We start from the raw sequence: 20,658 nt of genomic DNA, 5'->3' as shown, positions 1-20,658 counted from the left end.
GCTCAAGCAATGGCGGAGAATTGCCACCCGCTACGACAAGCTCGCCACCAACTTCCTCGGCTTCGTCAAACTTGCCAGCATCATGCTCTGGCTCAAATGATTAATTGGTCACTACAGCCTAGAGCATCGTGCGGAAAAGTGGATCCGGTTTTCCGCTCTCAACGATGCTCTCATTCAAGGAGAAAACATCGGATGAGCCCCAAAAGGGCAAGTCCACTTTTCACGTCCGATGCTGTAGCCGCCGCCCCAAGCCTGCGCTTCCCGGCGGGCCAGACCATCAGCGGGAAGCCGCTTTTTCTCTCAAAGACACGCTCTAGTTCAGGGTAGGGCAAAAGCCCGTAAACAGCTTATGAGAGAGGCTTCATCGCGTGCGCACGCATCGTCAGTTTGTCATTGCTCCGTCTCTGGCGCGCCTGATCCAGAAGGGAAGGGGAGGCGAGCGCGTGCTGGAGGGCTACTTCCCCGGTCAGCCGCAACGAAGCACGTATGTTCAGATCGGGGAGACCTGCAGCAGCCTGATCCTCGAGGCTGGCGGGAATGGGCCCACCGAGGAGCAGGCGGACCTGCCTTTAGCCCATGCGCAGGCCCTGCTCGCTGTCAGCCAGGGTCAGGTGGAGTACGTGCGCACCAGGCTATCGATTGGCGCGCGCGAGATCCAGGTCGTTCATTTCGTCAGACCCAGTCCCCTTGATCTCGTCATGATGACGGTTGCGCCGGAGGACGAGCAGGACTTTCACCCTCTCTCCTGGTTCGGGCCGGAGGTCAGCGCCGAGCCCGCATACGAGCGCCGGCGCCTGGCTCTGGGTGTTGCTCCGGAGGCTCCTGAGGTTGAGTTCACCAACGCAGCCCTCAACAGCCTGCTCGACCTGCTGGAGAACCGGTTCACCACCTGGCCGCTGCCGGGGCAAGCCGTGGGGTCGGACCAACCAGCGCCTAATGCCTCTCCACTCTCGAAGGCTCCTGTACCGAAGCCGGAAACCGAGAGGGATCAGGAGATCGGTGACCGCGGCATTGAGGATACGGTCATTCGTGACCTGGCGCGGGCTCTGCAGCCGCGGCAGCGCTGATGCCAAGCCGACCCGGGACTTTGAAGATTGGCAGGCGCCTCCAACATCAAATGCAGCCCTGCGAGGAATAAAGTACCGATCGAGCACAATGCCATTTATTGTGGCTTCAAGATTTCGCAAACTGCTCTAGGCCACATCGAGTCCCATGTCGAGGATAGGAGCGCTGTGCGTGATCCAGCCTGTTGAGATCAGATCCACACCTGTTGCGGCAATTGCCGGTGCTGTCGCCACTGTGATCCGACCGGATGCTTCGGTGATGGCTCGCTTGTTTACCCGCCTCACTGCTTCTGAGAGCGTGTCCGGGTTCATGTTGTCGAGAAGAACTGCATCGGCGCCAACCTCCAGCGCCTCATCCAGCTGATCGAGAGTGTCCACCTCGATCTCGATCTTGACCAGATGACCGACGGCTGCACGCGCCCTCTCGAGGGCAGCCCGGACGCCTCCGGCGATCGCGATGTGGTTGTCCTTGATCAGAACCGCATCATCAAGACCGAAGCGATGGTTGGCTCCCCCACCGGCCCGGACGGCATGCTTCTCGAGCGCGCGCAGCCCCGGCGTGGTCTTGCGCGTGCAGACGATCCGGGCATGTCCGTGTGAGCGAACTGCATCGACCAGAGCCGCGGTCGCGGTCGCGATTCCGGACAGCCGGCAGAGCAGGTTGAGAGCCACGCGCTCCGCCGAGAGAATGCTCCGTGCCGGGCCCTCCACCCGTAATACGGTCTCCCCTGGGTTAACCCGACTGCCGTCAGGACGATCAATGACAACCGTGACGGCAGGGTCGATCAGGGTGAACGCCAGGAGTCCCACATCCACGCCAGCGACAACACCGGGCTCACGCGCGTCAATGGTCCCGCGCAGCCAAGCCTCTGTGGGAATGACAGCATCGGTCGTGATGTCGCCAGCCCGGCCGAGATCCTCGAGCAGCGCCGCGCGCACGATAGGCTCCACCAGCAGGCGCGGGAGCGGAGCGAGAGCGTCTTGTGTGGTGACGATCGGTTTCATGCAACTCTCCTGACAGGCGCGGCTGTCCGGTTGTCGATCTCAGCCGCGATGCGCAGCGCCTGATCGAGGGTCGTCTCTGTGTGCTGTTCCGGCATCAGGTCAGGGTGATCCAGGCGCTGATGAGAACCCCGGCTCTCCTGCCGGGTGTAAGCCGCTGTGGCAATCAGGAGGCAAACCAAGGCAGCGTCGCATCCGCCTGCCGTATGCCCTTCAACCGCCTGCGCACGGAAGTGACAGATCGCGGCCCTCAATCCAGCCTCATCACGAAGCACGCCGGCCTGCCGATCCATAATCGATCGGATCTGCCCTAGACGCAGGAACTGCTGATCAGAGGCAGATCGGTGCCGCACAGCAAGAGAAGGGGAGGGCGGGTGCCCCATTGACGACCGGAGTGCCTGTCCTTTGATGGCGTCAGCAATCCAAGCCGCATAGGCCAACGCCTCGAGGAGCGAGTTGCTTGCCAACCGATTAGCCCCATGCAGGCCGGTCGAGGATACTTCACCGCAAGCCCAGAGCCCTTCGACAGAACTGCGGCCCTGATCGTCCACCTTGATTCCGCCCATGTGGTAATGAGCGGCCGGGCGCACGGGGATCGGATCACGAACCGGATCGATGCCGGCTGCCCGGCACAGCGCTGTCACGCCAGGAAACTTCTTGGTGATCTGTTCTCCAAGTGCGAGTCGCGTGTCGAGGAACACACGCTCACCGGCGCAGATCTGGGCAAAGATCGTCCGGGCAACCACATCCCGAGGCGCCAGTTCCGCACCGGGGATGTCTTGCATGAAACGCTCATCGCGGCTGTTGACGAGCGTTGCCCCTTCGCCGCGCAGGGCTTCGGTGGCGAGCGGCATCGGATCACGATCGGCCGTAATCGCCGTGGGATGGAACTGAACGAACTCAAGATCGCGCAGGACAGCTCCCGCACGGGCCGCCAGCGCCAATCCTCCACCCTGTGCGCTCAGGGGATTGGTGGTGTGCGCGTAAAGACCTCCGATGCCGCCTGTGGCCAGCACCACGGCTCGCCCTGAGATCAAAACAGGCTCATCGCCGCCTTCGGATCTCCAAGAGGCGCAGAACACACCAGCCACCCTATCGTTTGCATCCAGCACCAGATCGGTGACGCGGTGGTTCTCCATGATCTCAATGGAGGGAGCGTTCCTGACGGCGCGGATGAGGGCCTCCAGAACACGTTTTCCGGTTTGATCGCCATCCGCATGAACGATCCGGCGGCGCGAGTGCGCGGCTTCCTGTCCTAAGATCAGTTCGTCACCGGACGCGGTTCGATCAAAGGAGGTGTCTTGAGCAACCAACCATTCGATGCGGGCCGGCGCGGCGGCTGCGACACGAGCCGCGACATCAGGATCGCTGAGACCTGCACCGGCCCGAAGGGTATCAGCCGCGTGCAGGGCAGGGTGGTCATCTGCCCCAAGGGCTGCCGCGATCCCACCTTGCGCCAAAGGCGTGGAGGCTTGCTGTCCAAGAGGCGATGCAACGAGCAAGGTCACGGGCAGCGGCGCCAGATGCAGGGCTGTCGCCAGCCCCGCGATGCCGCCGCCCACGACCACGACACGGTCACGCGGATTGGCTGGTCTCATGGTCAGACCTCAACGAACAGCGAGCATGCGCTCGACAGCCAGCCGGGCCCGCTCGGCCACCGCGGGATCGATCGTGACCTCGTGCTGGCGCTTCTCAAGAGCCTGCCGGATCTTGGGCAGGGTGATGCGCTTCATGTGCGGGCAGAGATTGCAGGGCCGCACGAACTCGACCTCGGGATAAAGAGCCGCCACGTTGTCGCTCATCGAGCACTCGGTCACCAGGGCAACACGGGCCGGGCGCCGTTTACCGACATAGTCAGCCATCCCAGCGGTTGAGCCAGCAAAGTCCGCCTCCGCCACCACCTCCGGAGGGGCTTCAGGGTGAGCCAGCACCACGACGTCCGGGTAGCTCTCGCGCACTGCGCGGATATCCTCGGCGGTGAAGCGCTCATGCACTTCGCAGTGCCCCGCCCAGGTGATGATCTCAACCCCGGGCACCTGGGCTGCCGTGTTCTGCGCCAGGAACTCGTCCGGCAGCATGATCACACGGTCGACGCCAAGCGACTCAGTGACCTTTTTGGCGTTGCCTGAGGTGCAGCAGATGTCCGACTCCGCCTTCACGGCGGCAGACGTGTTCACATAGGTGACCACGGGAACGCCCGGGTAGCGTGCTCGCAGCCGACGCACATCTTCTGACGTGATCGACTCGGCGAGGGAACAGCCGGCCTCGGCGTCAGGGATCAGCACCGTCTTGTCCGGGTTGAGGAGTTTGGCTGTCTCGGCCATGAAGTGGACCCCAGCCAACACGATCACGTCAGCATCCGTGTTCATGGCTTCACGGGCCAGTGCCAGGCTGTCGCCGACGATGTCGGCCACCGTGTGGAAGATCTCGGGCGTTTGATAGTTGTGGGCCAGAATGACGGCCTTGTGTTCGCGCTTCAGTGTAAGGATGGCCTCGATGTCGCTGGCAAAGATTGGCCATTCCATGGCCGGGACGTGGTGCCTGACGCGGGCGTACAGCTCGGGCAGGGGCAGGGACGTGGACACCATCGAAGCAGCACCGGACATGGTAGCCTCCTATGCTCATTCCGAGCATTAGCGGATGGAATTTATACTCTCTTTGAGCATTAGCGGATCAAAACAAAACCAGCTGCAGAGCCGGCACATGGCTTATGCTAGTCGTGAGTATAAGGAGACGTCAACCCGCAATCTGCTTCAAGCATAGCTCACCGCAGGCGGGGCAGTCGCACGCCCGGTGCCGGGCGCTCAATCAGAACCTCGCGCCGGAAGCGGACAAGCCGGGCCGGGCGCCCGCCCGTTTCCGTAGTGACCTCCCCCGTTTCCTCGACTAGGCCTTGCATCTCGACGAGGCGGCGGAAGTTCTGCTTGTGCAGGCGCACGCCGGACAGAGCCTCAACTGTTCTCTGGAGTTCGAGCAGGGTGAAGGAGGCGGGCATCAGCTCGAAGATGACAGGCCGGTATTTGATCTTACCGCGCAGGCGGCCGATCGCCGTGGCCAGGATGCGCCGGTGGTCCAGCGCCATCGGCAGACCTGGCGCGACCCGTACTTTTGACGAGATGGGTGGCTGTGCGTCGCGGAGGGCCTCAGGAACGAGACCCGCCTCGTAGAGCAGTTCATAGCGCTCGAGCACCCGCTCATCGGTCCAAGTGCCGGATTCCAACCCAAACGTGAGTTCGATGCGCTCCTCGCGGAGCTGCCTCAAGGACTTGCCGCCCGCTCGTGCCCACGCCTTCAGGGCGGGTCCGATGACCCCGAGCGCCTTAGGCCGGCCGGCCCGCCAGTCCTCCCAGGGAAGATAGGCATACCAGTTCCGCCAGGCGGCATGCGCCAGTCCGGCCGGACTGGCCTCCCGCACGAGGGCGAGATAGGCAATCGACAGGGCATGCCCGCTCCCCTGGGGATCCGCCTCGGCGCGATCGCGATCCCCGAACGTGTAGAGCTGTTCGACATAACCTAAGGTCAACTGGGTCTGTTCGGCCACCCACGTGCGCAATCCCGCCTCCAGCGTCCGGTGCTCGGATCGCAAGGGCCCAGAGGGTAAGCCGTCAAGGTGGTGAGGCTCACCGCGGATGGTGAGAACCCGCGGCTCGTCGGGCGTGGCGGCCATGATGACGGCGCTGAGGTCGACGGTTGGGGCCGCCTGAGGCTGCACGCGAGCCTTTGGTCGCCGAACGGAGGAGGAAGACGCCATGGGTACTCAGAATGGCACAGATACGGGAGTGCCACGATAGGTCGCTTGGCTCCCTCGGTCGAGACGAACTTTGGATGTGTTGGGATAGATCGCCTTCAGGCATCTTGGGTGTACAAGAAGCTAACCGTAGGACTGCCTCGTAAGGGGATCAGTTGAAACGGAAGCCCGCTCTCAGCGGATCAGGACGCGCGACGCTCTGTGCTCGACCACGACGCTGCCGACCTGCCGCGAACCGCGCTTGGGTGGCGGGTGGCTGGAAAGGCGGGGCCTGCCGGGTGCTGCCTTCAGGATCGCGGCTCTGACGTCCGCCTCCGGCAAGCCCATCGGTCAGTTCCTCCGCAGCGAAGATCGCCTCCTCCAGGTTGGATCGAAGTGGAGCGAGGTCTGGACACCGGATGGCTTTCCTTGGGTGCTGGCATCGATGTTGCTGGTCCCGCTCCCGCCTGTTTCCGATCAGGCGTCCCCGGTCAGGGACGCCGATGTAAAGCTCCAACGATGGCCCCAGGGAGCTGAGTGAGGCTATTCGCCCCGGTGCGGGAGCGTAGCGACCGGAAATGCTGCCGTCCGAGAACACCGCACAGTTTTGGGGAAATATGGCTTTAGGTTCCATAATCTTTGTTATGCGAAATGAAACAGGAGGGTCTCGCCTGGCTCCGCGGACCTCATGGAGCGACCGTGTTTGGCGGCCACCCGCCGATGGACCTCGTGACTGATGGTGCCCAGGACAGCCTCCTGACGGTGCGGCGCTTCCTGATGCTGCCCGCGGCGATCTCTACATGGAGCCCAATGTTGTCGATAAGGATTTTTCACCCTACGACGACACGGAGATCCATTTTTCGTGACCAACGTCTATTCCGTAGCGCCCTTCCCGACCTACCGCCTCATTCCCTCTCAGTTTCCGCCCATTGGGCTGTTCGATACGATAGCGACGGCAGCCGATCTGCTGGCTGTCATGGACCTTGTCGGCTGGACCAATGACCGTCTAGTGGCTGGACGCATCGCGCGTCTCCCTCAACACGAATGGGTCTATGGTCGGCCAAACGCCAGCATCGTGATGGCGGCATTCCTGCATGTCAGCCCAACTGGGATGCGCTTCAACTCGCCCGAACTCGGGGCTTGGTATACGGTGGCGGAGATCGAAACTGCCGCAGCCGAGGTTGGACATCACCTCCGTCGGGAGGCGGTGGCGCGGAACATTCCGGAAATGAGACGGATTTATCGGAGCTATTCGACCCGCTTGGATGGTCTCTATTTGGACATTCGGGGACAGCAGGCAGAGCGCCCGGATCTCTACGCTACTGATCGCCATGATGCCTCACAGCGACTAGGGGAAGCGATCCGTGCTTCGGATGGGGCCGGGATCGTCTACGACAGCCTGCGCAGATGTTGTCAAAGGCTACTTCAAGGATCGTGGCTGGCTGCTGGGACGGGATCGCTCCTATGACCTGTGCTCTGCTTGCCTGGCGAGACCGAGAGATAGCGGACAGCGCCGGAGCACTGATACTCCCCGCCGCGGTTATGCAACGCCGGCACGGCACCCGGATCGCGAGGCTCCTCCCATGAGTGCGCGCCACAAGGACACGGCAGACATCCTGGCCCGGCACCTGGGCAAGCCTGAGGCCCTGGCGGCGGAGGTTTTCCGGCCCAAGGAGGCGCAGTCCCCTCGCCCCACCACTCCAGATCCTGCACGGCAGCCTGTGTCGGCCCCTGCCCTGTCGCCTGAGGTGGAGCAGGCTCTGACTGGCATGGCGGCGGACCTGAGAAGCCTCCGGTCCACCATGGAACTCATGGCCGAGCAGATGAACAAGCTGGTCGTTCTTGGAAGCCAGCAGATCGAAGCGATCGCACGGCTCGCTCCTCTGATGGTCCAATCGTCCGACAGGATCTCAGACGGCCTTCAGGACCTCATGAGTGCGGTCCGATCAATCCCTCGGCCGCCGGATGCCGCGAGCCCGCAACAGCCTGCGTCTGGTATCGATCAGCACACGGAACAGAAGCAAGACGTCAGCTCAGAAGCAGAGCCGACACACGCGATAGACGCAGCATCGCCCGGAACGGTTCGTCACCCAAGCAAGAATACGGGCAGAACGCGAACGGCGACGACCACTCCGGTCGTGGTGAAGTCCATTCCGGATGCCAAGCGTTCGAACCGGTTCTACACAACGATCCGAGTGCCGAGAGTGCTGTGGGACAACTCCGGTTTTCATCCGGCGGACCGCGTCGAAATCGACTGGACTGGAAAGGCCCTCACCGTCAAGCGCGTCAGTGAAGGTGGTGTGAAGCCGAAAGCCATCAGCGATAGTGCTGTCATCCTTCAATCATGGCGATTGGGCAACCTGAACTTCGATCAGCCGAAGGTGACCGGCGCGAACGCTTCCCTGCGCCTGACCATGGCTCAATGAGTTCCTGCGCCAGTCATGCCGTCGGCTCCTTCTCGGTGACACAGATGCAATCGGTACGCATGCCGATTCCTCATGTCCCTGTGCCTGATTGTCGTCAGTTGAAAACACCGAAGGCTTGAAGTGGTCTTGCGGCAAGGTGTCTGCAACGCCGGGGCCGGCCAGTCCGAGAGCGGCACGAATGGACGCCCCTCCCCGGCTCTTACCGGATCAGTACAGCGAGGGATCCCTGCGATCGGGCTTGACCTCTGGATTGCCCAGTTCCGCGCTGAGTGCTCCAAAGGCTGGAGGATCGTGCTCGGGTCCAGTGACCGGTGTTGGCCAGTGCGCGTCGGATAGCTCCTCCAGCAGTTCGATTATCCACAGGGCTGGCTTGCGGGACGAGCTTCGCTCGATACTGGCAACAATCCCATTGCGAGCCATAGATCATAGCTCCCTAGAGCCAATTGGATCAGGCAGTCGATCAGACGGCCTTTGAACATTGTGCGCCTCCGGAGCTTGCCGGAGACGTAGGTCGAGTGGAGTTAGCGGCGGGTTTGCGACAGTGCCGCAATGCATGCATAATCCAGTCCGTGCAACAAAGCGCCTTTCCGGTGCTCATGGAGCAGGCGCCTCGATTGACGCCAGGCCGGCTCACCCGAAGCAGATGCGATCAGGCGATTGCAGGAACTGGACGACCGCGCCCGCACCATGTGACCTCGACGCCGTACTGCTGCCGAGTTTGATGCAACGAAGCTGTTGAGACGAGTGTCCCGGAACTCGCGGTCACAGATCCAGCACGAGCCGATCCGATTTGCTACCGGAGCAGCAGATCATGATCACATCGTTCGCCATGCGCTGCTCAACTGTCAGAACGAGATCTCGATGATCGAGCATTCCGGAGATAACCGGGACGGCGCAGGAGCCGCAAAAACCCTGCTCGCAAGAGGACGGAACATCAATTCCTGCCTTTCGGAGAGCCGCGAGGATGGTCGTCTTCGGTGGAACCACAAGCTCCGTTTTCGAGCGGGCGAGTTCGACGACGAATGGCCTGCTGTCCACAGGACTCTCGCCGGCGGAGAAACGCTCAATATGGACCTGCTCCTGTGGCCAATCCTTTGCTGCCGCCAAGAAGGCGGACAGCATCGGCGACGGGCCACAACAATAGAGGTGCGCTTCAGTCGGCAGCTCCTTGAGCACGTTCACGATGTCGAGCACCTGTCCGCCGTTCTCGTCGTCGAAATGCAGGTGAACCGAAGGATCAGCCTCCAGGCGCTCGAGAAACAGCGCTTCCGAGCGCGACTTGTAGCTACAGTAGAGATCCCAGGGACGACCTAAGGCAGTAAGCCGGTCGATCATGCTCATAATTGGCGTTATGCCGATGCCGCCGGCAAAGAGGACACTTTGGCCCCCTTTCTCCTGAAGCGGGAAGTTGTTCCGCGGCAGGCCGATCGAAATGAGTTGCCCGACCCGTAGCTGGTCGTGAATAAAGATGGAGCCTCCACAACCTCTTGGATCGCGTTTCACACCGATCAGGTAGCGGGTTGGTTCCGGTGCGCAAGTGATAAGGGAATACTGACGGATTTGTCCGTTCGGCAGATGCAGGTCAATGTGAGAGCCTGGCTCGGTCTCAGGGAGAACCTGGTTCTCCGGCCGCCGAAATTCATAGATGTTCACACCGGATGCCGCCAGTTGCACGGCGGTCAATTGGACTTCCATCAGGTGCCCCGACGCAGAATCCCGCCATTCCGGAGACTTGATGGCGTCCGTCCCGGCGTTTGGCGCCCTCGTCGAAACCGATGTCGTAAGGGGTATTCGTGATTTGTGACGAAGGCTCCCTTGGGGCGGTACTCTCGAAATGAGGCGCTTCGTGCTTCCTGGCCTGTCGGCGTAGCTGACATAGCCGTCCTCCGAGTCGACGAAAAGCTGTGCGCAATCGATAAGCTCGGCTGCGGACCGGTCTGGGCTGAGCCAGCCGAAGGTGTATGTATATTTCGAGCATATCCACAGGACTCAGCTTTCGCGTCTGCCGCGGGTCGCCCGGATACAGTCCAGCTTCGCCATGCGTGAAATCCTCAACAGGAGAGTTCCACCAGCAGTATTCCATCAGCGCCCTGCTCACAGAAAGCCAGCGGCCCAAGCAGCCTCCGGGAGAAAAAGGTAGTTCGCTGAAGGTGCAATGAAGGGGATGTCTCATTAATCGAGAGTTTGCGGGCTGAACGTCAGAACGTGGGCGGCGTGCACGCGCTCACCACCCTCCCAGGGATCCGTCACGAACCCTTTGTTTGAGAGTTTCAGCCACTGTGGTGGAAGTCCCAGTGGCGGAGGTCCGCCTGTCATCCAAACCTCTCGCTTGCAGAGCAGTTCGAGTTCCTCGCCGCATGAACGCGCTGCCGAGCGTCTGTCCTTTTCTTGTCCCTTCCCCGACTTTGCGACGCAATCCGACCCGGACCATCCTCGCGTCGATGACGGCCCCATGCTGATGGCGCATTGAACTTAATTGAACTTAATGGAGCGCAAACGCCTCCGCCCTGTTCCAGACTCTCTAGTCATAGGAGGATTGGGTTCAAGCAGGGTGCATCTTTCGCTGTGGCAAAGTTGATGCTCGAAGGCACGCCGCTACTGGCGTGCCTCATTCCGCAACAAAGGCGTAATGCGGCGGATCGTGACACGCCGGTTCTGGCGTTCCGCCTCCTGGGTGTTGATCTTGAGATATTGCTCGCCATACCCCTGTGTTGTGAGGTTCTCAGCAGGGACACCAAACATCTCAGTCAGAAGCGTTGCCACCGTCTCGGCCCGGCGGTCCGACAGCGTGAGATTGTCAATGTCGCTCCCCACCGCATCGGTATGGCCCTCGATCAGGAAGACCTCACTTGGATTACGCTCAATGGCTCGGCGCAAGGCCTGTCCGACCCCGGTCAAGGCCCGCGCCTGTTCCTCAGAGAGTTCCCAAGAGCCGAAATCAAAGGTGACGGTGTCGACGTCGACCCGCCGGACCCTGTCGCGAAGGGCAGGACTCTGGCGCACCTGATCAAGCGTGTAGGTTCGCTCGATCCGCTCCACCGGCGGAGCCGTAAAGGCCTCGTACAAATCCTCCTGGCTCGCCTCCTCCACCTCCACAATGTATCTCTCACGCGGGATGGTGATCTGGGGTGGTGGCAGTACGATAGCCTCCTCGAAGATGGTACGGCCGCGACGACCCGGCACGGCGTTCTCAAACAGGACGATTTGGCGCCCGTCAGGCTCCCGCCGGACCCGGCGTAGAAGATTTCCATCAGGGTCACGGATCGTGACGATCTCGACACCGTTTGGACGGCGGACGATCGTGACGTCATTCTGGCCGCGCCGCTCGCGCCTGACCTGCGCGTCGCCATAGGCGCGCCGGAACCGATCTGTCTCATCATGGCGGATGATGTAGCGGTCTCCCTCGCGCACGATGACGCGATCCCGCTCCTCGATGATAGTGCGACGCCCACCTTGTTCGACGCGTTCGCGTCTTAGCGCCCGGAGTTCATCCAGACGGAGGTCGCGCCGGTTATCGAAGCCAGGCGCAAAGCCTCCACGCTGGCCAGGCCCGCTCCGGTTGTCCGGGGGAGTGATATCCGGCCGCTCGCGTTCGCGCTCTCGCAGTTCTTGGCGCTCTTCATCCCGCTGTTGCTCCAGTTGACGTTCGAGCCGCTCCTGCTGCCGGCTTCTTTGGCGCTCCTGGTCCCTCAATCGACGCTCTTGCTCGCGCAGTTGCTCCTGTTCGAGCCGTTGCTGGCGTTCTTGGCGCTCTTGCGTCCGCTGCTGACGTTCCTGTTCTTGCTGTTGCTCAAGCCGCCGCTGCTCCTGCTGTCGCTCCAAGGTGCGCTGTTGCAGCTCTTGCTGCCGTTGACGTTGCCCCCGCTCCTGCTCTTGGCGGCGCTGCTCCTCGCGCTGTTCGCGTTCCTGATCCCTCTGGCGCTCAAGCCGACGGTCAAACTGCTCCCGACGGCGCTCATTGTCCTGCTCTTGACGTTCTTCCCGTTGGCGCTCCTGCCGCCGCCGATCCTGCTCCTGGCGGCGCTGCTCGCGTTCTTGCGTGCGTTGCTGCTCTTGGCGTTCCTGGAGCCGCTGGCGCTCACGCTGCTCTCGCTCCTGCTCCCTGCGTCGATCGTCATCCTGCTGTTTGCGCTGCTGCTCCTGACTTTCTCGCGCGCGCTCCCGCCGCCGCTCTTCCTGCCGCTGCTGACGTTCTTGCTCCTGCTGTTGCTGATGGTCCCGTTGCCGCTCCTCGCGCCGCTCCCGCCGGTCGCTCCGATCCTCATCTCGGTTCTCCCGATCGCGCCGGCGCCTCCGCTCTTCCGGTTCTTCAGCCTGTGCCAGCACGGGCCCGGTTTGGTCTGCCGACCGAAGCGTACTGTCCCGCCACGTTGGGTTTCCTTGGAACGGCACGTAGGTCAGGACAGGCGACAGCGGCTGCGCGCGAGCACCAATCCCGTGAACATCAGCGCCTGATGCTATGAGCGGAATGGCAGTACCGGCAAACAGGAGACGGGCCAATTGCTTGAGTGTCATAAGGATATCACCGTGAGACCAGCTGTGATCGAACAGGAGCCCTGACCAGCATCCAGCTTCGAACAACAGCCTGGGGAGGCTGGCATTACACGTCCTGAGACGACCAGTTCTGGTATGTACCAGGGATGAACGAGAGGTGCTTGCTTTGTTGTGGCCAGGGATTTGAGCCATGGGCGCATATACATGCCCTATACCTTAAGCAGCGCCGAAACTGTGAAGATGGAGAAAAAATGCTCTTTCAAGCCCCCTGCCCTCTTATGGCACGGCCTCGCCGACGCTTCCTCCGGAGCAATGGATTGAACGCTTCAGTCGCGCCCTGATAGGTTTGGTGCGGTTCGATCCGTCTTCGTCCCGCCATTCCGATCCAACCCCGTCCCCTGACCAAGCATGCGTCGCCGAATAGGCATTCCTGTTCCGAAAGCACGTCAAACCGGACCGTGCTGCAGGCCGGATCGCGTCTTTCAAGGACCAAGTACCGCATCCTTTCTCGGGCATGGCACGATCATCGTCCTTGGGCGCATTGTTTAATGAATGTATTCGCTTGCTGCAGGGCGAGAGACCCTGGGCTCACTCGGCTACTACTTTATGTCAGCCTCAGCAGAGTCGCTTTCCTGTTGCCAACAGCTATTGGCATGGTTAGCTTCCTCGCTAAGAAAAAAGGCCGCAACAACGCGGCCCGAAGTTTAGGGAGGAAACGCCCAAGAAGGGCAGCAGCACTGCGACGCCAATCGCCGCGCTACATTACAAAAAGTAGTTCTTGCCCGAACTACGGGCAAGGCCAAACGGGCAGCATGGCTGCCCATTTTTTTGCCTGTGCCTCCTCTGCCACGGTTCTTGCTGCCCGTATCTGCCTGCCAATTCAGGGCCGGTTACAGCGGTTACACGCCAAAAACTTATCGAGCCAAGACGCCGCGAGGTCCTGACAAAGGAAAGCTTTGCTGTCCGCTGACAAACGGCCGGGAGGCATGGGAGACCCGCAAGCGCCATTGATGCAGGTGAATTTTCCGACCAGTACATGCCAGGAAGGCCCCCGCCTGTTGGGAATGTGAGAGGTGCCGACCTGAAAAATGCTGACAGAATAGGATTCGAAGCACAAGTTCCGCCAAGTGTGCAGGAACACCAACTCCGAACCCGAGCAGAGGCATGATAGGCAGATTCAGGAGAGGAGACTGTGATGCTTGCGGTCCTACTCTGCCTTCCGGTTCTTTTGCTTCTCGCAGGTATCTGTCTGGCCGGTTCGGTCCGCCATGTAGCGTCAGCGCAATCCTGCTCATCAGAACAACAGCCCATGCCGGACCTGAACGGACTCGTCTTACGCAGCAACCCTCGGGTGCTGGCGACCGGCAGATTGATCAAGGCACTGCACTACTCCCACGCCTCCACCGGCCCTCATGACATGGTGGCATTCTACATGGCCTGCGAGCGCCAGCTCGAACCTAGGCCATTTCTGGTGATGAATTTCCAGTCGAGCCGATTCTTCTTCGATCACAACCGGGATGGGTGCACGGATGCGACCGGGACATTGCCGCAGCCGGAAATTGATCCTGCGGATTTCTCCGCTGCCATCGATGGGATGGAAGAGCTCTGTTACGAGGACGCGATCTCTTCCCTCTCACGGGAGATCTTAGTGTCGTCCGTTAGACCGCTGTCCCGCAAATTTTAGTATTCCGGGACCGATGAAACGATAAGAGCCTTTCATCTGAGGGAATGAGTTCACTGTGCCCTAGTCGGCCTGATCCTGTTGCAATCCGTTTGTTTGAGAGTTTCAGCCACTGTGGTGGAAGTCCCAGTGGCGGAGGATCGCGTGTTCAAGGGCCGGCATTTTGATCGCCCGGTGATCCTGCCCTGCGTCCGCCGGACCCTGGCCGACAATCTCAGCCTGCACAATCTCGAGGAGATGATGGCCGCTGCTTGCTCAACCTTGGGCGGCATCGAGATGGTCCACATGATCCGCAAAGCACAGGGGAGATCCGCCTGTCATCCAAACCTCTCGCTCGCAGAGCAGTTCGAGTTCCTCGCCGCATGAACGCCAACCGAAGCTCACCCCTATCTTGCGGCTCCGATTCCGGTTCGCGACAGAACCGCTCCGGTTGCTGGAACACTCTACCTCGGCAGTTACCAGTTGGTATAGCTCCCGTCGCGTTTTCGCAGGTGAGGAGGCTCGGAAAAGCGGAAGTCTTGGCGGCGTACGAAATCCACGTCAACGTCGACCCCGAGACCTGGCGTGTCAGGAACCACATAGTCGCTTCCGTCGAGCCGGATCTGGACGGGAAAGATTTCGGCGGCGTCAAAGCCGAGTTGTTCAACCGGCGAGGATCGGCACTCCAGCCAGGAGAAGTTAGGCACAGCGGCGGCCATATGAATGCTGGCCGCGGTGCAGATCGGTCCCAACGGATTGTGCGGCATCAGGTCAACGTAATGCGCTTCGCTCCAGCCAGCGACCTTCATGGCTTCGGTGAACCCACCTACGTTGCAGATATCGATGCGATTGAACTGGTGAATATCTCTCTCGACATAGGGCAGGAATTGCCACTTGGACGAGAACTCCTCGCCGATGGCAAACGGAATGTCCGTCATCTTTCGCAGAGCCTCGTAGGCCTCGGGCGTCTCATCTCGGATCGGCTCCTCGATAAAATCCAGAGTACCCTTAGGCATCTTCTGGCAGAATGACGCCGCCTCAGCGACGCTCAGGCGGTGATGATAATCGATGCCTAGCACCACCTCCTCGCCGAGTTCTTCCCGCGCCCGCACCATCCACGGTGCAGTCTTCGCGATCGACTCACGAGGCTCGAAGATGTCTTTTGAGCCCTGCTCGGCTGGCACGAAACGTATGCAGGTCCACCCGGCCTCCCTCAATTGCTTGGCCTGTTCGATCATCTCCGGACCCGGATCAGCCGGAGCCGTAGCAAAGGCTGGAACGCGGTCTCGGTGCTTGCCCCCGAGGAGTTGATAAACAGGGACACCCAAGGCCTTGCCTTTGATGTCATACAAAGCAATGTCGATCGCGCCGATTGCGGCCGTGAGAACTCGGCCTCCTTCGAAATACTGACTGCGATAGAGTTCCTGCCACAGGGCCCCAGCCCGCATCGGATCTCGGCCGATCAGGAACTCGCGATAGTGATCGATTGCACCCATGACAGCCCGCTCACGACCTGACAGGCCAGACTCGCCCCAGCCATAGATGCCTTCGTCAGTTTCGACCTTCACGAGGAGCTGATTACGCAATCCTACCCAAACGGCGAAGCAGTGGATGGCGGTGATTTTCATCAATTGAGTCCTTAGCGGGTCCGAGCTCTGAGGCCGAACTCCATTTCGTGTTTGCTTTTGGAACAAGCGCAGGATGTACTGTCCCCAGTCCATGAATTGCCTGGGATATCTACGTCTGCCGATTTACATGGGCAGGGCCTTCGGAGGCAGGGGAGAGCATGGAGCCTCCCGCACATGCGGGAGGCTCAGGATGTGATTATTGCTTCCGGACTTTAGCGAGCTCCTCTTGGATCCTGTCGATTGTTTCTTTTCCAATGGTTGCGGCATGGCGCTCATAGACAGGCTTTACAGCCTCGCGGATCCGGGCCTGCTCGGAGGGCGCAAGCTCGCTGATCTGCATACCTTCCTGCTTCAGATGCTCCAACGACTTGTTTGTCACTTCGCGTGAGACCTTGCGCTGTTCGTCGCGTCCGACAGCCGCACACTCCTGGAGTGCCTTCTGCTCCTCCGGTGAGAGCTTTTCGAAGAGCTGCTTGGAATAAAGAACCAGGAACGGCGTGTAGGCGTGATTGGTGAGAGAGAGATACTTCTGCACCTCGTAGAACTTCGAGGTGTCGATGTTGACGATCGGATTCTCCTGCCCGTCGATCGCTTTGGTCTCAAGGGCAGTGAAGACTTCGCCACCAGCCATGGGGACTGCGTTGGCGCCCAATGTCTGGAAGGTGTCGAGGAAGATGTTATTCTGCATCACCCGCACCTTCACGCCCGATAGATCATCCATCTTCGTGACCGGCTTCCGCGAGTTGGTGAGATTGCGGAAGCCGTTCTCCCAGTAGGCTAGGTTTACAAGGCCGAAAGCCGGAAGCTTTTCGTCGATGTACTTGCCGAACGGACCGTCGAGGACCGCGTCAGCCTCTTTCTCGCTCGTGAAAAGGAAAGGCAAATCGAACACGCCAAGGGCGGGTACAATGCCCACAAGCGGAGAGGTTGAGGTGATCACCATCTCGAGCGTGCCGGTGCGGACCGACTGGGTCGCTTGCAAGTCGCTGCCGAGGGCCGCGCCCCAGAACGGCTGCAGCTTCATCTTACCACCGGACTTCTCAGCTAGGCAGGCATTCATCTTGGTGATGCCATTGCTGACTGGATGTTCCGCATAGACGCCGTTCGATACCCGGATCGTGCGGTCCTGGAACTGGGCCGCGGCAGGGCCCGCAAGGACAGCCGTCGCAATACCGGCGGCGAGCGTGAATGTGAGCTTGGATTTCATGACTTCCTCCCAAAAAAGTCCGTGTCGCAGCACCTCCTTTAGGGGACCTGCCCGGCGGCTGCGCGTCACCGGGCAGGCTTGACCTTCAAAACCTGAGCCCTTGTGCGACAAGGGTCGGGTCTACGGATGCCCCGTATCGGGACAGGGCATCCATCGCGGGCGCTGGCCGGACGCCTCGCGAAAAAGCGAGTTCAGAACCAAAACATGGCCTGAAGCATCTCGACGAAACTGATCCGATCGCGCAGCCAGTTCAGGGGAGCGATGACCCATTGCGGCAGGAGCACGAGCACGAACAGAACAATGGTTTGTGCAATGAAGAAGGGCGTGACGCCCTTGATCACAGCGTTCATTGGCACCCGCGCCACACCCGAGACGACATTGAGCACGATGCCTACCGGCGGTGTAATAAGGCCGATGGCATTGTTCATGATGAACAGCACGCCGAAATAGACCTCGTTGATGCCGGCCTGCTTCACGAGCGGCATGAGGATCGGGGTGAGGATCAGTACAGTCGGCGTGAAGTCGAGCGCGGTCCCCACAAGGATCACAAGGAACATCATGACGAGCAGGAGGATCGTCGGATTGTCCCGAAGCCCTTCGAGAAGCACGCCCATTTCCGCCGGAATGTTGGCTTGTGTGATGAGCCATGCCGAGATCAGAGCCGCTGCGACGAGAAACATCACGGCGGCTGTCGTTTTCGCCGAGATGAGAAAGACCTCATAGAGCTTTGAGAACTCCAGCTCACGGTAGATAAACAGCCCCACGAAGAGCGCATAGACTGCAGCGAAGACCGCTGCCTCTGTTGGGGTCGCCCAGCCAAACTTGATGCAGCCGAGAATGATGACAGGCATCAGCAGCGCAAAGAAGCCGTCGAGGAAGGCTCTGAGACGGGCCGACCACGGCTGCCGCGTAAAGGTTTTCACGTTGTCACGGCGCGCCACGAGAGCCCAGGCGAGAACGAGTGAAAGGGCCATGAGGAGCCCCGGGAATATGCCCGCGAGGAAGAGCTGGGTGATGGAGACATTGGCTGCAACGCCGAACACGATGAATCCGCCGGAAGGCGGGATCACTGGCGCGATAATACCGCCTGAGGCAATCAGGCCAGCCGAGCGGGGCACGTTGTACTGCGCGGCGCGCATCATTGGGATGAGGATTCCGGCGATCGCCGCTGTGTCCGCCGCCGCAGATCCCGACAACGCCGCCATAATGACCGATGCGAAGATCGCCACGTAGCCCAAACCGCCGTGAACGTGCCCGACGAGCGAGACCGCAAAATTAACGATGCGCTTCGAGAGGCCACCTGCATTCATGAGTTCGCCTGCAAGCAGGAAGAACGGCAGGGCAAGGAGCTGGAAGTTGTCCGCACCCTCTATAAGCTTCAGGGCTACGATCTGACTGTCGAAGATGCCCATGTAGAGCATCAGTGCCAGGCTGCAGACGATGAGAGCGAAGGCCACGGGCATGCCGATTGCCATCGCGCCGATGAGGCTGAAGAGAAAGATCGCGACAGTCATGCGTGAATACCGCTTGAAAGGAGGTCAGACGAACAGGCCGCGAGATTCGTTCGGAACGGCCTTTCGGCGGGCGGTTGAATCATGCGTTTATGGGAAACGTGATGCGCTGCCCCAAAGAAGGATGGCGCTCTCATTCAAGATGCCCCTTCGGAGAATGGGTAAGATCTTCATCGTATTCGCCCGCGAACTGGCGCAGCTCCACCGGATCGAGCCGACCAGTCAGCGCCCGGAAGATGCGGGTGATCGACATAAGGCCGATGCCGAAACTCGCAAAAAAGCCGAAGCCGTAGACCCAGATCATCGACATACCGGTGATTGGGGCGGTGTTGTCCATGTGAATCGGGGCCTGACGCCACGTACCCCAGAAGAATACGGCGCAGCAGATCACCACAAACACATCAGAAATCACCATTGAGATCGTGCGGCCGCGCGTGCCGAAGCGGGCCACGAGGGTCTCGACGCCGAGGTGAGCGTTCTGCCGCGCCACGACAACAGCACCAACGAAGGTGAGCCAGACGAAGATAATGCGGGACAGCTCCTCCGAGACCGGAATGCCGCCGCCAAACAACACGAGGTCATAGTCGGAGAGCTTTCGCAGCACCGCATTGCCGAACACCATAGCGACCATCGCCGCGAGGGAGGCAGCCATGATCACCTCCAGGAGCTTGAAAACCTTGTCTGTCAGATGTGCCATGAGGCGAGTTCTCCTCTCCAAGGTACGATACGAAGCGCTGTAATCAGCTCGACGGCAGCATTGCTAACCGGCCGCTACACGGGCCCGAATCCTTCACGGGTGCGGGACTTTCCCAACCTGGCGGTTCTTCGTTTTAAGATGAAAGCCAAAGCGCGGCAGGCATCACGATGAGCCCAAGCGGACACATCTCGTGATGGGGGCGGCGATCCGGGATCGGAGATGCCTTCGTTTCATTGTCTCCTCCTAATTGTAACGTTGTTATTATTTGCTGTTGTGGATGGAGGTTCTAAGATTGTACGCAATCTGTCAATCCCCGCGTACGATTCTTGCGCGAGTCACCTACTTTGTGGCAAGGTACAGAGTGCAGGAACGCCCTAGAGTGCTGGTATGAAGATTGAAGTCGCCTCGATAGATATTGGCCGAGCAGACGGTAAGCCGAAGCACCCCAAAGACCGTCGTCTCCACGACCTGATCCGAGAGGACATTGTCGAAGGTCGTCTCAAGCCGGAGGAGCGACTTGTTGTCGCTGAATTGGCAAAACGCTATGGAACGAGCAGCAATCCCGTCCGTGAAGCTTTGCATCAGCTCCAGGGCGAAGGCATTGTCGTGATCTCGCACAATCGAGGCGCTCGCGTGCGCGCGGTCGACGAAGATTTTGTTCGCAACATCTTCGACATCAGGGCTCTAATCGAACCGTACCTGGCCCGTTGGTTCGTGGACAATGCGACGGATCAGGAGATCCAGACGCTCGAGCTGCTGCAGCAGCGGATCGAAGCGACCAAGAATGACTACGTGAGCTATCGGCGGGTCAACGAGCAGTTCCACACGGTCATCTACAGTCGGCACTTCAACCGCGAAGCCATCGAGTTGGAGATCCGCCAGCGTGAGGTACTGCACATTCTCAGCCGTGGTTTCACGATCAGCCGCGCCCGCTGGCAGGCGATTACGCGCGAACACCGAGGCATTCTGGAAGCCATCAAGCAGCATGACGCCAACGAGGCTGCGCGGATCACTGAACAGCATGTGAGGGGCGCCTGCGAGCACCTCATCGAACAGATGCGGATGGCCCGCGCGGCGCGGGACATGCGGACAAGCGGCGAGACTCGGCCAAGGGTGCGATCTGCCGCTGGACGCTCCTCAAAGTAATCCGAATAGGAAACACGTAACATGAAGATCACGGCAATCCGGTCCTACCCTGTCTGGGTTGGCGATCGAAACCAGCTCATCGTCAAGGTTGAAACC

The 20,658-nt window shown here is 60.4% G+C and carries 18 protein-coding genes and 3 pseudogenes; 9 read left to right on the top strand and 12 right to left on the bottom strand.

Annotation, left to right across the window (positions count from 1 at the left end; all coding sequences use genetic code 11):
* A pseudogene (locus tag DC522_RS27145) lies at window positions 1-100 on the top strand (IS5/IS1182 family transposase); the annotation flags it as partial.
* Between the two features lie 268 nt (window positions 101-368).
* Window positions 369-1,067 (top strand): hypothetical protein, encoded by a 699-nt coding sequence (locus DC522_RS27140; RefSeq protein WP_116531681.1) that lies wholly within the window; start codon window positions 369-371, stop codon window positions 1,065-1,067.
* A gap of 126 nt (window positions 1,068-1,193) precedes the next feature.
* Here the strand turns inward: DC522_RS27140 and nadC are convergent, their stop codons facing one another.
* The 5 genes from nadC to DC522_RS35070 all read right to left on the bottom strand — a co-directional run bounded on the left by nadC (window position 1,194) and on the right by DC522_RS35070 (window position 6,141).
* Window positions 1,194-2,069 carry a carboxylating nicotinate-nucleotide diphosphorylase gene (gene nadC / locus DC522_RS27135; protein WP_116531680.1) on the bottom strand — a complete coding sequence of 292 codons (876 nt, stop codon included), beginning with the start codon at window positions 2,067-2,069 and terminating at the stop codon, window positions 1,194-1,196.
* Window positions 2,066-3,664, bottom strand: coding sequence for an L-aspartate oxidase (locus tag DC522_RS27130; protein WP_116531679.1), 1,599 nt, complete (start codon window positions 3,662-3,664; stop codon window positions 2,066-2,068). The genes nadC and DC522_RS27130 overlap by 4 nt, the downstream gene beginning before the upstream one ends.
* A gap of 9 nt (window positions 3,665-3,673) precedes the next feature.
* Window positions 3,674-4,672, bottom strand: a complete 999-nt coding sequence (nadA, locus tag DC522_RS27125) for a quinolinate synthase NadA (protein ID WP_116531678.1) — start codon at window positions 4,670-4,672, stop codon at window positions 3,674-3,676.
* 158 nt (window positions 4,673-4,830) lie between these two features.
* Complete coding sequence (locus DC522_RS27120) at window positions 4,831-5,817, bottom strand: hypothetical protein (protein ID WP_116531677.1); 987 nt, start codon at window positions 5,815-5,817, stop codon at window positions 4,831-4,833.
* A 171-nt stretch (window positions 5,818-5,988) separates the two neighbouring features.
* The gene (locus tag DC522_RS35070; RefSeq protein WP_165820332.1) at window positions 5,989-6,141 is read right to left on the bottom strand and encodes a hypothetical protein; all 153 of its coding nucleotides are present in this window, start codon (window positions 6,139-6,141) and stop codon (window positions 5,989-5,991) included.
* Window positions 6,142-6,447: 306 nt separating this feature from the next.
* Here DC522_RS35070 and DC522_RS36350 point away from each other — a divergent pair.
* The 3 genes and pseudogenes from DC522_RS36350 to DC522_RS27110 all read left to right on the top strand — a co-directional run.
* Window positions 6,448-6,659, top strand: a pseudogene (locus DC522_RS36350) (hypothetical protein); the annotation flags it as partial.
* Window positions 6,656-7,261, top strand: coding sequence for an RES family NAD+ phosphorylase (locus DC522_RS27115; RefSeq protein ID WP_116531676.1), 606 nt, complete (start codon window positions 6,656-6,658; stop codon window positions 7,259-7,261). The pseudogene DC522_RS36350 and the gene DC522_RS27115, both read left to right, overlap by 4 nt.
* A gap of 115 nt (window positions 7,262-7,376) precedes the next feature.
* Window positions 7,377-8,219 carry a hypothetical protein gene (locus tag DC522_RS27110; RefSeq protein WP_116531675.1) on the top strand — a complete coding sequence of 281 codons (843 nt, stop codon included), beginning with the start codon at window positions 7,377-7,379 and terminating at the stop codon, window positions 8,217-8,219.
* Between the two features lie 762 nt (window positions 8,220-8,981).
* Here the strand turns inward: DC522_RS27110 and DC522_RS27105 are convergent.
* Window positions 8,982-9,914, bottom strand: a complete 933-nt coding sequence (locus DC522_RS27105) for a PDR/VanB family oxidoreductase (RefSeq protein ID WP_116531674.1) — start codon at window positions 9,912-9,914, stop codon at window positions 8,982-8,984.
* Between the two features lie 900 nt (window positions 9,915-10,814).
* Window positions 10,815-11,630, bottom strand: a complete 816-nt coding sequence (locus tag DC522_RS36340) for an OmpA family protein (RefSeq protein ID WP_245444582.1) — start codon at window positions 11,628-11,630, stop codon at window positions 10,815-10,817.
* A gap of 198 nt (window positions 11,631-11,828) precedes the next feature.
* On the opposite strand from DC522_RS36340, the gene DC522_RS36335 reads away from it, so the two are divergent.
* A complete protein-coding gene (locus DC522_RS36335; protein ID WP_245444580.1) occupies window positions 11,829-12,674 on the top strand; it encodes a hypothetical protein in 846 nt (281 codons plus the stop codon).
* A 298-nt stretch (window positions 12,675-12,972) separates the two neighbouring features.
* On the opposite strand, the gene DC522_RS37490 is transcribed toward DC522_RS36335, so the two are convergent.
* Complete coding sequence (locus DC522_RS37490) at window positions 12,973-13,215, bottom strand: WGR domain-containing protein (protein ID WP_371680615.1); 243 nt, start codon at window positions 13,213-13,215, stop codon at window positions 12,973-12,975.
* An 807-nt stretch (window positions 13,216-14,022) separates the two neighbouring features.
* Here DC522_RS37490 and DC522_RS27085 point away from each other — a divergent pair.
* A complete protein-coding gene (locus tag DC522_RS27085; protein ID WP_133239384.1) occupies window positions 14,023-14,397 on the top strand; it encodes a hypothetical protein in 375 nt (124 codons plus the stop codon).
* 141 nt (window positions 14,398-14,538) lie between these two features.
* A pseudogene (locus tag DC522_RS27080) lies at window positions 14,539-14,661 on the top strand (IS6 family transposase); the annotation flags it as partial.
* A gap of 188 nt (window positions 14,662-14,849) precedes the next feature.
* Here the strand turns inward: DC522_RS27080 and DC522_RS27075 are convergent.
* The 4 genes from DC522_RS27075 to DC522_RS27060 form a co-directional block, all read right to left on the bottom strand.
* Window positions 14,850-16,001: a mandelate racemase/muconate lactonizing enzyme family protein gene (locus DC522_RS27075; protein WP_116531671.1), complete on the bottom strand. Its 1,152-nt coding sequence runs from the start codon at window positions 15,999-16,001 to the stop codon at window positions 14,850-14,852.
* A 196-nt stretch (window positions 16,002-16,197) separates the two neighbouring features.
* Window positions 16,198-17,208, bottom strand: a complete 1,011-nt coding sequence (locus tag DC522_RS27070; protein WP_116531670.1) for a TRAP transporter substrate-binding protein — start codon at window positions 17,206-17,208, stop codon at window positions 16,198-16,200.
* A 191-nt stretch (window positions 17,209-17,399) separates the two neighbouring features.
* Window positions 17,400-18,722 carry a TRAP transporter large permease gene (locus DC522_RS27065; RefSeq protein ID WP_116531669.1) on the bottom strand — a complete coding sequence of 441 codons (1,323 nt, stop codon included), beginning with the start codon at window positions 18,720-18,722 and terminating at the stop codon, window positions 17,400-17,402.
* Window positions 18,723-18,852: 130 nt separating this feature from the next.
* Window positions 18,853-19,416: a TRAP transporter small permease gene (locus tag DC522_RS27060; RefSeq protein WP_245444578.1), complete on the bottom strand. Its 564-nt coding sequence runs from the start codon at window positions 19,414-19,416 to the stop codon at window positions 18,853-18,855.
* A gap of 387 nt (window positions 19,417-19,803) precedes the next feature.
* Between DC522_RS27060 and DC522_RS27055 the strand changes: the two genes are divergently transcribed.
* Entirely contained in the window at window positions 19,804-20,562 is a 759-nt protein-coding gene (locus DC522_RS27055; protein ID WP_116531668.1) for a GntR family transcriptional regulator, read from the top strand.
* Window positions 20,563-20,658: the final 96 nt, after the last annotated feature.

The organism is Microvirga sp. KLBC 81 (assembly GCF_003075415.1).
GTDB lineage: Bacteria > Pseudomonadota > Alphaproteobacteria > Rhizobiales > Beijerinckiaceae > Microvirga.
This window is presented reverse-complemented; position numbering and strand designations above follow the sequence as displayed.